This window comes from Novosphingobium jiangmenense (assembly GCF_015694345.1).
Classification (GTDB): domain Bacteria; phylum Pseudomonadota; class Alphaproteobacteria; order Sphingomonadales; family Sphingomonadaceae; genus Novosphingobium; species Novosphingobium jiangmenense.
In genome coordinates, this window is sequence record NZ_JADQDC010000007.1 from 135,327 (window position 1) to 148,757 (window position 13,431).

General features: G+C 60.2%; 7 protein-coding genes. 5 read left to right on the forward strand and 2 right to left on the reverse strand.

The features are described from left to right. The first annotated feature begins 3 nt into the window (after positions 1 to 3). The gene (locus I2488_RS11890) at positions 4 to 1,743 is read left to right on the forward strand and encodes a nuclease-related domain-containing DEAD/DEAH box helicase (protein WP_196276024.1); all 1,740 of its coding nucleotides are present in this window, start codon (positions 4 to 6) and stop codon (positions 1,741 to 1,743) included. Continuing rightward, the gene (locus tag I2488_RS11895) at positions 1,736 to 2,731 is read left to right on the forward strand and encodes a hypothetical protein (protein ID WP_214652354.1); all 996 of its coding nucleotides are present in this window, start codon (positions 1,736 to 1,738) and stop codon (positions 2,729 to 2,731) included. Before I2488_RS11890 ends, I2488_RS11895 begins: the two co-directional genes overlap by 8 nt. Before the next feature lie 3 nt (positions 2,732 to 2,734). On the opposite strand, the gene I2488_RS11900 is transcribed toward I2488_RS11895, so the two are convergent. Next, entirely contained in the window at positions 2,735 to 5,707 is a 2,973-nt protein-coding gene (locus tag I2488_RS11900) for an SNF2-related protein (RefSeq protein WP_196276026.1), read from the reverse strand. Then, positions 5,704 to 8,751 (reverse strand): hypothetical protein, encoded by a 3,048-nt coding sequence (locus I2488_RS11905; RefSeq protein ID WP_196276027.1) that lies wholly within the window; start codon positions 8,749 to 8,751, stop codon positions 5,704 to 5,706. Before I2488_RS11905 ends, I2488_RS11900 begins: the two co-directional genes overlap by 4 nt. Positions 8,752 to 8,988: 237 nt before the next feature. Between I2488_RS11905 and I2488_RS11910 the strand changes: the two genes are divergently transcribed. The 3 genes from I2488_RS11910 to I2488_RS11920 all read left to right on the forward strand — a co-directional run bounded on the left by I2488_RS11910 (position 8,989) and on the right by I2488_RS11920 (position 13,422). Continuing rightward, positions 8,989 to 10,926, forward strand: coding sequence for an ATP-binding protein (locus tag I2488_RS11910; protein ID WP_196276028.1), 1,938 nt, complete (start codon positions 8,989 to 8,991; stop codon positions 10,924 to 10,926). 155 nt (positions 10,927 to 11,081) lie between these two features. Further along, positions 11,082 to 11,732, forward strand: coding sequence for a hypothetical protein (locus I2488_RS11915; RefSeq protein ID WP_196276029.1), 651 nt, complete (start codon positions 11,082 to 11,084; stop codon positions 11,730 to 11,732). Between the two features lies 1 nt (position 11,733). Further along, positions 11,734 to 13,422 carry an ATP-binding protein gene (locus I2488_RS11920; protein ID WP_196276030.1) on the forward strand — a complete coding sequence of 563 codons (1,689 nt, stop codon included), beginning with the start codon at positions 11,734 to 11,736 and terminating at the stop codon, positions 13,420 to 13,422. Positions 13,423 to 13,431: the final 9 nt, after the last annotated feature.

Below are 13,431 nucleotides of genomic sequence, written 5' to 3' on the forward strand. Positions count from 1 at the left end.
GCCATGGCGATCATGATACCCGATGTTGCGCCCGACCAGATCATCCACGGCTCTGAGCGCGACGTTTATATCGCGCTCCGCGATCAGTTGCCGGACGTCTATCGCGTCGTCCATTCGCTACCTTGGCTGCGGCCCAATCGCGACGATATCGATGCGCCGCTACGCGAGGGCGAAGCCGATTTCGTCATTTTTCACCCGAACTATGGGTTACTCGTGCTTGAGGTAAAGGGAGGCGAGGAAATGTTCGCGCGCGGCCATCAGTGGTTTCGCAAATTGCCTAAGCGCGACAAGCCTATCACCAATCCGTTCGTTCAGGCTGCCCGCAATATGCACGCCCTGACTGATGCCATTGAAGAACGTACCGGCGGTCGACTTACGTCAAACCGCTATGTCTATGGCTTCGCCGTGGTCTTTCCGCATGGCCGGGCGAGCGGCACACTTCCGCTCGATGTGGCAGATCAAGTCCTCATTGATGTTGATCGCATGCCGGAGTTGGAGCGGATGATTGAGAAGGCGTTCAGAGCCTTCCCGCAGAAGGCCGGTAAGCTGCAGCGATCCGAGTTCATTGAGATGCTAGACGTACTTCTACCGAAATTCCAAATCATGCGTCCGCTGTCACCGCAGATAGAGGCGGGCCGCGAAAAGCTACTTGAACTAACCGACAACCAAGCGCTCGCCTTTCGTGGACTGTTCGCCAACCCACAATTACTCATAGAAGGGGTCGCCGGCTCAGGTAAAACTCTGCTCGCTGTTGAGCGCGCGCTCGCATTCGCGCGGCAGGGCATTCGATGCTTGCTGGTCTGCTACAATAAGGAGTTGGCGCAGTGGATCCGGGAGCAACTCGCGGCTGATCCCGATCGCGCTGAGATCGCCCAGTTGATCGATGTCTATCATTTCCATGCGCTGGCAGCCGAGTTGGCGGGGGAAGCCGGCCTGCCGTTCGATGTTCCGGCAAGCCCCGCCGAGCAGCGACAGTTCTGGGATGAAGACGCCGCGACCATCCTTGAGGCAGCGAGTGCCAGCCTTTTCGCGATCGATGAGCCGCGCTATGGCGCCCTCGTCGTCGATGAAGCACAGGATTTCGCGGAACTCTGGTGGTACGCGCTGTTTCCTTTGATCCAGAACGGCGACAAGGGTCTGATCTTCGTATTCATGGATCTCGCCCAGTCGTTGCGCGATCAGGCCAGCCCGCCGCCCTTCGATTTTCCCGCGCGATTCTCACTCAACGTCAATTGTCGCAACACCAAGCGCATTGCTCGCCTGAGTGCCAACTTGGTAGCACTCGAAACGCTATCGCCCGCCGGGGCTCCGACCGGTGTTGATGTTAGGATGCTGCGAGCCGCCGCGCCGATTCAACAGGCCGGACTTGTCGGGAACGAACTCCGTCGCCTGCTCGAAACCGAAAGACTAACGCCGCAACAGATCGTACTGATCGGTCCGGCCGCCAAGGATCGGGGCAGTCTGAAGGGGATGAGCGAAGTCGCCGGCACGCGCATCGTCAGTTCCGCCGCCGACTGGCGGGCCGGCAAAGGCGTTCTCTGCTCCACCGCGCGCTCGTTCAAGGGGCTCGAGGCGGATGTCGTCGTAGTTTATGATCTAGCGGCGCTGAGCCCAAGCTTTACCGCTGCGGACCTCTACGTCGCCTGCAGCCGCGCCCGCCATGTGCTGATCCTGATCACCCATGATGAGCGCATCCGTGGCGTGCTAGAACAAGCCGAGGTGGCAAGTCGAAGCGATGCTTGAAGCGCTGACACCCGACACACTTCGCACAAGGCTACGGCTATCAAGCGATCCTGATGGCAGCCCAGCCGTCGGGTCGGTCGCCGAAGTTGCGCGCACCTGCGTGCGAGCATGGCGCTCACCAGCACGGGCACGAGTCACGGCTTATCTGCATCGCCAGTTCTTGGCCGCCGGCTTCGCCGAGGACCTAGTACGTGGGCGCGTCAGCGATGTCGTCGATGCCCTGATCGACGTCGGCGATATAACGCCGGTGCGTCTTGGTGGAAAGGCGAGCCTCGTTTTGTCGCGGCAGCGCTGGATCGCCATCGCGCCCGACGACTTCGCGTTCCTTGGCAATGTCGATGCAGAGAGGCCGGCGGCAGGCGTTTTAGATGGATATGTGCGCCGTTCCGCTTCGCTTCCCGAACATGCCAGTGCTGAAGACTTCGCGTTGTTCATGGGAGCGCCTGGCTATCGCCGCCACCTTGCCCGTCGAACGGCAGGCAGCGGTGATGGCGCAATCCAGGAGTTCTGGGCAACGCTGACCTCGGCGCTTCGCCATGACGGCCAGCCTCTCGATCCTTCCCAAATGCGCGCGGTTATCGATCCTCCGGGGTCACATAACGGCTATTTCGGTCAGCACAATCAGCCAACTGTTTCTGGCAGATGGAAACTCAGCGCACCCGAGGGAGTCTGGTGCGGTGCACGCCCGGGGCGGAGCGCGAACGAATGGCACCCCATCCTGATCGGCGTCTCAGGAAGCGAGGTCGTATCGCTCGACCTGTTCGACTGGGATGAGTGGGCCTGGGCTTTGCTCGCGCGCGGATACGCGGTGGGCGCTCCAGAACGATCGGAATGGAAGTCTGACACGTTGTCGTTCCAGCACCCAGTCCCCGCGCACTATCTTCGCGCGATGCGCCTTCTCGCGCGTCCAGGCGAAAAGCGATGGACATGGATCATCAGTGCCGGCGCCCATGCGGCGTTTTCAGGTTGGCTAGAGACCGCTCTCTAATTGCTAGTCAAGCGTCATCACCATGAATTTGTACTCGTTGTAGCGAGGCTCAACCAAGGCATCGATCAGACCGTCGAGCCGGGCAAGCCGGACGTCGCGTGCAAGAATCGCCATGTCCCGCGCGTTACGGATTGCTCGAAAGCGGCTCCGTGCGAACCCCTGCTCGCTGGTCTCCATGCCTTGAGCGGTCGCATCATCGAGCAGCGCTTGACGCGCCGCGATCAGATCATCCCCCTCGCTGGCGATGAGATAGCGACGGCTGGCGATACACTGCCTGAGGTCAGGGCATTCGGCTAGCGATGCCTGGTGCCGCCTCTTATGTTCTTGCAACAGCAGGACGCTGCCTGCGCCCTGCGCCGCCTTGATGTCCGGGGTGAACGGGGCGCGTTGCCCCGTTGCCAGCACAATTTTATCTCCGCGGGCGCTCACATCCCACGGTATGAACAGGGCCTCGGCATGATCCGGCGTAGCGAGCGTCCATGCTCCACGATCAAGCTTGGCGGCGAGCACGTCGAGGCGAGACGTGAATAGGCTGTTAAGCCAGCGCCTATCGGCACGCAGATCCTCCTCCATCGCCTGAATCGCATCCCAGTAGGGTTTCTGTTCTTGGCGAGTCCGGGAGTCTTGCAAGAGTTGGACAATATGGCTGCGATCGAAGTCGTCAAAATATAGCTCGCCCGGCACCCAGTTCAGCACCGCCACCAGATAGGCACCGCGGCCTTCTTCGCTTGCCAAGTCATGCCCATCGGGAAGCTTGATCCGCAGACATGTCGGCACCTTTTGGCCGATCTTCGCCCATTCATTGACCAGTGTGTCGTGAACGGGGTCACCATGATCGAGGAAGTTGAGCGGCGTTGCCGAGTTCTCGTCGAGATAGACCGTCGGCACCGGCGGGGATTCAAGGGATCGGCGGCTATCAAGATAAGCGTAGCGCTGACCGTCACGAGGATCGAGACCGGGAAGCGAAAACCGCGGTTCGGCCGGACCGGTCGCATAAGGCGAGCGATAATAATGCAGCATCCGGAACGTCCGGGCCGGTTCGTCGGGGTCCTTGCCCTTCCATAGCCTGAGCCCGTTAGCCCGCCCGATCAGCCGCATCCACCCGCGAAGGCCCGTCTCGATTCGGACGATGGCCCGGCGTGCCGTCGAGCGTTCGAGCAGAGGCCCCAAGGCACCCGCCCGATCGAACTGATCGGCAAGCGCCCGCGCGCGCTTCGTAGTCCACGGCAGCGCAGTGGAGAGCGGCGTTGCCAGCGCATCGCCATTGTCATTGGCGATGTTGCGCGCTTCCTGGGATAGCGCCTGCCAGTTGACCGTATGCGGTGTGAGGGCGGCATCGACGATATGCTGACCGACGACGTTGATCTCATCGCCATCGAGGCGAATGCTGCGCCTAAAGATGGCGAAGTCGTCAAGCACGGAGACCACACGCTCATCAACTTGGCCGCGCTGATAGATCGCGTAGATGTCGATCGTGCGTTCGCCGGGCTGATCAGCCAATGCAGCACTGCCTAGCCGATCTAGTCGACCGATCCACTGCTCGACCGCGACGGGCGACCATGGCATACTGAAGAAGATGAGCTTGCGAGCATGTTGGAGGTTGAGACCGACCTGCGCTACGTCAGCAGCGATCAGGAGTTGGTCATCGCCAGCGATGAAACCGCCAATGCCGTCGTCGTATTCCTCAAACAGGTCGACCAGATCATCGCTCGCTGAAGCATCACGGTTACGATTGACTGCGAGCGACAAGGGACGACGCTTTCCACGCGGGCCGATCGTCGGCAGGAACTGCGGGATCATGCGCTCGAGATAGTCCACTGTGGGATTATCTTCGGCGACGATAAGCACGGCCTCATCCGGATCTTCGTTCCAGATGTCGACCAGCAGGTCGATCGTTGCTTCAATCCGGCTGTCTCCATTGGCCGCTTCAAGATGCTTGGCTGCCGCCGCCAGGAAGCCTTGCGGGTCGCGCTGATCGCGCCCGCGCAGAATGTTGATCCGCTCGCTCAAGGCGCGTGGCGATCGCAGCGCGACTTGGCCAAGACGCGCCAAATCGGTAGCAGCAGATCCGCGGCCGGCATGTCCGATGAACTGCCATACTTGCTCCTGACGCGCGACCTCATCAGAGGTGGGTTCAATCGCGATGCGGTGAAGTACGCGTTGGGGCAGCAGGTCGGGATAGTCACGACGATTGGTGTGGGTGACCCGTCTCAATATGCTATGCGTCATCGCGACGGTCGGCGCTTGCGCGCGCTCGGGCGGCATCATTAGACCAGCTGCTTCCCAAGAATCAGGGTTGCCAGTGCCGATCAAGGCGGCCGCCGCAGCTTCGCGCGCGCGCAGCGTCGCCTCGGGCTTGTCAGAGGTTCGCGTCGCGACTGCCATGCGTTCAGGCTCGAGAATGGCGAGCAGTTGTCGGAACGCCTCGACGTCCTCGAGCTTTGGCGTCGCCGAGAGGAGCAGCAACTGACGAAAGTCAGCGGCGACATCGGTAATGCGCTGACGGGCGTTGGCCTGTAGCCGCTGCAACTCATCGACTACTAGCAGATCATAGATGTTGGGATCGATTTCAGTTACGGAACTCAACTGGTCATAATAGGCCAAACGGACATGGGGGCCGGTCTCCTCTTCCTCGGGTGCCCGGCCCAGCGGCGTGAAATGTCCGCGCGTCTGACATTCGATTAGCCATTGTGGCGCGATATTGTCGGGAACGAGGATGAGCGCCCGGTGTCGCGGGTTTTGCAGGCGCAGCGCATTGAGGATCATCAGCGTCTGTACAGTTTTGCCGAGCCCGACCTCATCGGCGATCAGATGGCGAATTCTGCTGTCGGACAATACTCGCTGCACATTGGCGAGTTGATGGGGATAGGGCGCGGCGGCCACGCCAGTCGCGCCGCCAAGCCCCGCCACTTCGCGTTCGACCCGGCGGCGGACCGCCTGAACTCCGAGGCACAGATCGATATAGGGGTCGCTCATTCTACCCTCAGCGAAGTGCCAGCGCGTAGCGCCGCATAGCGGATCGCCCGCGCGGAAAACCTATCGGCAAGGAGACGCTCTGCTGCCGCCTTCCATGACAGCCGCGCTGCGACGGCCGGCCGCGCGAAAAGCCAGTAGGCGGATTCAACCAGATCGCGGTTCCATTGTCGCGCGTGGTGGGGTGGCCGATTCTTGCTGATCCAGTCGTTCAGCAAATCGACGACATCGTCCGGCAACATCGATTCAAAATCAGCGAGGCTCAGCGTGTCACCAGCGTCGAGCGGTCGGAGGAGATCGACCAGTTCAATGAGCGCCGCCTCCCTTGCTGCCGCACGCAGCGCCTTATCCCAATTCTCGCTGACCTCGCCAACATCTACGTCGTCATCAAGGTTGAATGGGCACATATCACCGACGGATTCGATGTCGTCGGCGAGCGCTACATAGGCGTCGTAAAACACCTCATCGAGTGCAACGCCAACGTCTTCTTCGATTGGCTCACGGCTCGTGTCCAAAGTGATCGGTAGTGCCCGCGCGTCGATAAGGCGCATTAATATCCGGTCGAGCAATGCACGCTGCGCTCGTGACATCTGGAGGCTACAATAACCGATATTCAAGCGAGCGCAGGCGGCCAGAAATGCTTCGACGAAGCTTCTACCTTTGTGCTCGGCAAGTGCATTTTCCCTCTGCGACCAAGCGTGTCCGCAGATTTGTTCGACCATCCAGCCTTCAAGTTGACGCACAATTTGGCCGCGCCGAAACTGTGTGACCGGATGATCCACGCCAGCTGCTGCCCAACCAATCAGCGCATCGACGATGTTGCGACCATCGGCCTCGCAGTCGCGAGCGCGAGCGACTTCGAACTGACGTAGCAAGCGATCTGGTTTGCGCGCACTCGGAGCGTCGCCCAAACGCCAGATGCGTGGGCCGACGCAATAGCCACCTGTCTGTAATGGACGACCATGGCCGGCGCGAAATAGCTTTACATCGTCGATGGTCGCAAAATTCGTCCCTGGCGCAAGCATAAGCGGTTGCTGAGGCACGGCGGCGAAGACCTCCAGATTACCGCTCTCATCGCTCGCGACGAGTTGCCCGTCGGCTTGCTTACTCCATGCGAATGGTGCCGTAGCCTGCTCGAACGCGAAGGAGGTTTCAACCAGCCCGGCGACGGTCAAACAGAGTTCTGCGCGGCGTGCGCTCAACAACTGCTCGACAGTGTCAGTGTCGAGCAGATGGTCCCAGATCATGTGGTCGCCGCCGAGCCGGCATGGCGTATCCGGTAGGATTTCGCGCACGACCTTTACTGCACGGCCGTCGCAATACAGCATCAATTGGAGTTCGGCCTCTTGGACCGTAGCCACACTGTCGAACCGCAGGGTGATTTGACGATCGGCGAGGTCGGTGGTCGACGCAGTGCCCGCATCGATGTCTATTGTGAGCAGGCGAAGGGCGTCATCTACTGCGATTACCTCAAATAGCTGTTCCTCACCGGCGCCGTAACGAAGCCGATAAAGCCCAACGTCTTTTGCAGCAAATCCAGCCAGCAACGTGTCCGTGCCGGAGAGGACAGACTGATTGCCGTCGGGGGCGGTCAACCGCGCTTCGCAATTGCCACCAGGAGAACTCAACTCGAATGCGATGAAACTTCCGACGCGAAAGCGACGGATGGGGCGATGCTGCTCGATCTCGGCATCGCCGATCCATGAGAAACGCGTGGTCTTGCGCACCGCGAACCCCATCGAAGCGAGCCAAGCTTGGTTAGCAGGGTCTGCCACATCGAGCCGATACCCGCGCAGTCCCGCGACGCGTCCAAGTTGCTCTGCCTCAGGCGGAGCCGTCTGCACAGGGCCAACCAACACAATGCAGTGGCCGCTGTCGGCGATCACAGCACCGGTGCGCTGCAGGGCATCGCCGTCATCGCTAAAGTCCGAGAATAGGATCGGCGCAGCCGATGCAACCCGAAGGCTTCCCAGAAAATCCTTGGCTTGTTGGGCAATCGGAAGGGCCGCGACGTCGGCAATCAGCGGAGTATCGGGCTCCGGAAATACGTCGATCTGCACGGGTAGCGGAAAATCGCTGAAGATATTCCTCCCTGGCACCGGTCGGCCATCACCCCAGAGGAAGGCGCGCCACCGGATCGCGTCGAGGGCGCTACGTGCGCCATCACGCGCTGCCTGTTCCATTTGCGGTATCTTCAACGCGAGTGAGAGTCGCTGCTCGATCTTACGTAGCATCAGCGGCGCGAACTTAGGCTCGATTTCTGCGCGCCGTCTCGGCCGCACCTTGGGTTGTGCCTCCAGCGCCCTTTGGCGCTTACGCGCTTCACGAAGCGCGTTGTTGGCGCTCTCATTCTGGGCGAGATCCGCAGCAATTCTCTTCAACGCTGAACTGGTGATACCATGGTTGCCACTCGGCTGCAGAAGTTGTCGGATCACGGCTGCAGCAGTGTAATGATCTTCAAGCCAGGCGATCAGCCGAACGCCACCGGCCAGTCGCGCGCGGTTGCGAACGGGCGCGATTAGCTCAGCGTCGCTAGCGCCAAGATCAATATGCGAACGAACGTCACGAACCGCTCGGGCAAGCGGCTGGTGCAATTCGATCGGCAGAATTGCATGGAGAACCGGCCAGGCAATATGACAGAAGGCAAAATTCCATGGGGTCTCAGGGGGCTGAGCCAGACCAAGCCGCGCCACCGATTGGCGGAACAGCGAAGAAAGGGCCCCCCGATCGCCGAGCGATGTCTGGCCTAATTGCTCACCGAAGATCGGCCAAAAGTCGGTGCCGGTGCCACGATAGACATAGCCGATCTCGGTTGCCGCAACGAGCAGAGGCAGATGGCGCGGTACCCACCAGTGCGACTCTATCGGATACCGTGCGAGCGAGGACCGTACAGCGGCTGATAGCATTTTGAGGTCGGCATTGTCGAAGTCATGTTCGAAGAGATAGATGGGCGCGTCGCCGCGCTCGGCGCGCAATCCGGCGAAATGCGCGCTCAACAATGCGTGAAGTTGCTCGATTTCGGCGCCGCTTTCGATTGCCCCCTCCATTGCGCCCGAAAAAGCGCATCAACTCTTCGGCCATGTTGCCTCGGCATCTTCGGCCTGAAAACCAAAACTTTGCCTAACCTCCATTCATTTGCGGTGATTGCATCAGTTCGGCGACGGGAACCACATACGAGGTCTCGTCAGCAAAAATAATTTTGATGTTGGCGCACCGGCACGCTAAAAACTGGCGATAGTGAAGATGCCACCTGCGGCCATGTGCCGCGATCACCGGAGGACATCATGCTTGAAGCCAACGACCGGCTGCTCACCGAGATTGAGCGGCAGGAAAAATATCTGGCCCGGTTGCCGGAAGATTTTCCATTCCCCTTATTCAACGCTGCGCAAGCGCTCGAATCGCAGCGCCGCAGCGGATATCGCAACACCGCAGCTGCCGCGCGTGAGATTGTCGACAACGCTATAGAGGCGAAGGCGACCCGCATTGATATCTGCTTCGAGCGGCCGCGCCAATTGAAGCCACACCAGCGCGCGGAATCACTGGCAGGGATTGCATTTATCGACAACGGGTCGGGCATGCTCCCGAAGATGGCGCGGTATGCCCTATCCTGGGGTGCGGGCACACATTTCGACGACCCCGGCTTCATCGGCAAGTTTGGTTTCGGGCTACCTAATGCGTCGATCAATCAGACGCGACTGGTCGAGGTCTACACCAAGACTGTCGAAGCGAGCGCCGTAACCAAGGCGACTCTTGATGTCCGCGCCGTCAAAGCGCACGGCCTGCATTCAGTTGAACCGACCGTCGAAGCGACGCTTCCCGAGTTCGTACAAGCATATCTCGACAAGGAAGGCCTCGCTTTCGACCACGGCACAATCGTCGTCTGGGTCGAGCCCGACCGGCTATCCTATAAAACGCCGGCACTCATGAAAGAGCATTTGCTCGACGACTTCGGCGTGACCTACCGTTATCTGCTTGATCGTGTGTCGCTTTATATCGACAAGACACAGGTCGCGCCGGTCGATCCGTTGTTCCTTACCCCGAGCGCCCGTTACTATCTCGATGAAGCCAAGGGTGGCTCTAGGATGAGCGCCGACTACAACATTCCGGTCAAGTATACGCGCGATGCGGAGACGGGGGCGATGACGCTATCTAAAGTGGAATCGCTCGGCGAGATCAGCCGCGACGACCCGCTTCTGGAGGCCGCGGGCGCAATTTATGTTCGCGTCGCCCGCTTTCCCTATGGTTTCGCCGAAGCAGCGCCAAGCAAGCAGAAGGCGACCACCGACGCGCATCGCCGCTTCGAAATCCGCAAAACCCGACGTGGCATGTCGTTCGTCCGTGCAGGGCGGGAGATTGAGACTGTCGATGTCTTCCCGAAATCGGTGAAGGATCACGCCAAAGGCCTCGGTGACTGGCCGCTCCTTCAGTCCTATGCCTATCACTGGGGTGTCGAGGTGCGCTTCGATCCCGAACTCGACGAAGTGTTCGGCATCACCAACGACAAGCAGACCGTGCGTCCGATCGAGGATCTATGGCGGTTGTTTGCGCTGGAGGAGATTGATGCTCAACTTGGCCGCGAGCAAGCCTTTCAACGGAAGATGCGCCGTGAGGAGCGGCTCAAGCAACAGGCTAAGGCGGAGAAATCGGCGGAGCCTACCCATGCCGAAAACGCTGCCGCTGCCGCCGATGGTATGTCAGGATACAAGCCCCGTGTCGCTGACCGCATCAAGGCCGAGGTGCGCGAGAAATTCGAAGAACAGGCGGCGGCACGTTCCAAGGTCGAGGCCAGTTCGATCGAGGCCGCGCGCAAGGCCTTGGAGGAGGAAGCCAAACGGCGACCGTACGTCATCGATTTCTACGACGAGGCGCGCGGGCCCTTCTACAAGCCAGATTGGCTCAATGGATCGCAAGTTGGCGTCCTCATCAACCGAGCGCATCCGTTCTTTCAAACGCTCTACAATCCGCTCCTGCGGATGGATGGCGGCGCGCAGGCCAAGCAGGCACTCGACATCTTGCTGATCGCGCTCGCCCGAGCCGAACTCAGTGTCGAGAACGAGGAGACAGCCAACTGGTATCTTACGCAGCGTGAGCGTGCTTGGAGTCAGTTCCTCAACGATGCCTACACATCGCTTCAGCAGAAGATGGCGCCAGTCGATGAGGAATCAGCTGAAACCGGTGACGATCCGGTAGGAGGTGAAGCGGCACTCGAAGCAGCCGAATGATTTTTAGCGGCCGCCGCACGAACGCCCGCATTCTTGCAATTAAGTGAACTACAGCTCGAGACCAGTGTCGGCGGCGGCCATGTGCCGCAATCAACCACGCTGCATCGGCCTTCAGCTGAATTGTCGAAGGTCTTTGCAGCGAAAGGAGATTCCGCATGCGCGGCGTCACTCTGGATAATTTGCTTACGGCCGCCCTGACCGGGCAGCCCTACCATCAACTCCGTCTCGGTCGCGAGGCCAAGCGCTACGCGCGCCGCATCACATATCGCGCCTGCCCCGATTTCCCCGAGGATCGCCACGAGGAGGTCGCCCACGAGGCGTTCGTCACGCTGTGGTGGCGCGGCGCCGGTGTCCTGTCCCAAGGCACGGCACTCAAGGCCTTCCGCAAGGCGGTGATCGCGGCTGTCCGCACTGTCCGCCGAGGTTATGCCGCGCCGGGCGATCGCTCTCGTCCCCCCTCTCGCAAGGCGCCGCCAACTCCCTCGCGCGTTGCGGCCGAGCACATCGGCATGATCCCCGACTATGAGACCCTGGCCCGCGCAACCATGACCAAGGGTGAGCACAGCTATGTCGATCTCGATCGCCTGCCATCGGCAGACGCGGCTGCCGAAATCACGGCGATCGAAACGCGCATCGACATCAACCGCATCCTAGCCACCGCACCCACGCCGGTTGCGACGGCACTCAAACTCATCCACACGGAAAATATTCCCGTCGCCGAGGTTGCCGAAATAGTCGCTCTCAGCCGCTTCCAACTCCATCGCCGGATCGGCGCCTTCCAAGCGACATGGGCTGCGGCGGCCTGAGATGGCAAAGGATGACGGAGTGCAGGAGGCGAGCATCGACGCGGTGCTCGCCGCCCAGCGGGCCTATGCGGCGGCAAGCCGCGAAAGGTCCAAGTTCGGACTGATGGTCCCGGAAGCCTTCGTTCGAGGCATCCGGGATCTTGGCTATCGAAGCAACGGTGATGCGATCGCCGAACTCATCGACAATGCGTTGCAGGCTTATGCCGATCGCATCGACATCGTCTTTGGCTACGACGGTACGACGTCGGTCAAAAAGCCCACCCAGGTAGCGGTGATTGACAATGGGCACGGTATGGAGCCCGACATGATCCGAATGGCGGTTATGTGGGGCGGCACGCACCGCGAAAATGACCGCATTGGGCTTGGGCGATACGGCTATGGCCTGCCGTGCGCCTCGGTGAGCTTGGGCCGGCGCTTCACAGTGTATTCGGCAACGCTTGGAGGGGCTTGGCATAGTGTCAGGCTTGATCTCGACGCTCTCGCCGAAGGTGCCTATACCGATGCACATGGTGATATCGTTGTGCCGCCGGCAACGGTTGCGACGTTGCCGCCATTCGTTGCCGAGCAGATTGCGCAAACGCATCCGGAGGGCTGGCGCTCCGGCACGGTCATTCTAATCGACAAACTCGACCGACTAGAATGGTCGACCGCGCAGGGCCTACGCGAAAATCTTTCTCGACAGTTTGGGGTGACATACCACAAGCTGCGGAATGCGGCGGCGATCTTCGTCGACAATGAATTTGTCGAGCCGATTGATCCGTTGTTTTTAACGTCCGACTTTCATTTGTTCGATCATGACGACGACCGAGCAGTGGCTCTTGATCCGGTCCGGGTCGAAGTCCGTGATTGCAACGGAGGGAATTTCTGCGGCGCAATTACCCTTCGATACGCTTGGTTGCCGCCAAGCTTCGGATCGGTTGACAAGACTCGCGACGCGGTCGGTCTCAATGCCAATCCGCGATTTGCCATCCTGAAGGATTTTCATGGGGTCATTTTCAGTCGTAATGGCCGGCTCATCGACGTACAAACTCGTACACCATGGACAACGTTCATCAACAACGACCGCTACATCAAGGTCGAGCTCGAATTCTCGGCAACGCTCGACGAATTGTTCGGCGTGACCACGTCGAAGCAGCAGGTCACCGTTTCCCCCCGCATCTGGGAATTGCTACAGCAAGCCGGCCTGCCGAAGGCGATCGAGCAGTTGCGGGGCAAGGTCAAGAACGCCAAGCTCCTACGGCGTCTCGCCGCCCTTACGCCTAGACCGGGCGAGCAGAGCTTGTCCGAACGCGCTATGGGTCGGACGGCCGAACTAGCTCACGGCTATCAGCGGCAGTTCGACCTTGGGCTGCGAGCTTCGCCGTATCGTCTGCACTTTGAAAATCTCCCCGGTCAGGCCTTCTTCCGGATTGACCGCGCGGGCGGCGCGCGTACGCTTCATATAAACACCGCTCACCGCTTCTACGAGGACATCTATGATGGGCCGTCGTCTACCCAAGAGGTTCGGACGGCCTTGGAAATCCTGTTGTTCAGCTTTGGTGATGTGCTGCTCGACAAGAGCGTTGAGAGTGTGATTCAGATCGAACTTTGGTCGCGGCGGCTCGAGCTTGCGTTGGGCATGATGGCTCAGCATCTGGCCGAGAGCGACGATTTTGACGTCGGCCCATCTTCATGGATCGATGCCGTCTAGTCTTGCGGC

Coding starts and splice junctions, on each gene's coding strand:
- I2488_RS11890 (WP_196276024.1), top strand. CDS start 4: ATGGCGATCATGATACCCGATGTTGCGCCCGACCAGATCATCCACGGC.
- I2488_RS11895 (WP_214652354.1), top strand. CDS start 1,736: ATGCTTGAAGCGCTGACACCCGACACACTTCGCACAAGGCTACGGCTA.
- I2488_RS11900 (WP_196276026.1), bottom strand. CDS start 5,707: ATGAGCGACCCCTATATCGATCTGTGCCTCGGAGTTCAGGCGGTCCGC.
- I2488_RS11905 (WP_196276027.1), bottom strand. CDS start 8,751: ATGGAGGGGGCAATCGAAAGCGGCGCCGAAATCGAGCAACTTCACGCA.
- I2488_RS11910 (WP_196276028.1), top strand. CDS start 8,989: ATGCTTGAAGCCAACGACCGGCTGCTCACCGAGATTGAGCGGCAGGAA.
- I2488_RS11915 (WP_196276029.1), top strand. CDS start 11,082: ATGCGCGGCGTCACTCTGGATAATTTGCTTACGGCCGCCCTGACCGGG.
- I2488_RS11920 (WP_196276030.1), top strand. CDS start 11,734: ATGGCAAAGGATGACGGAGTGCAGGAGGCGAGCATCGACGCGGTGCTC.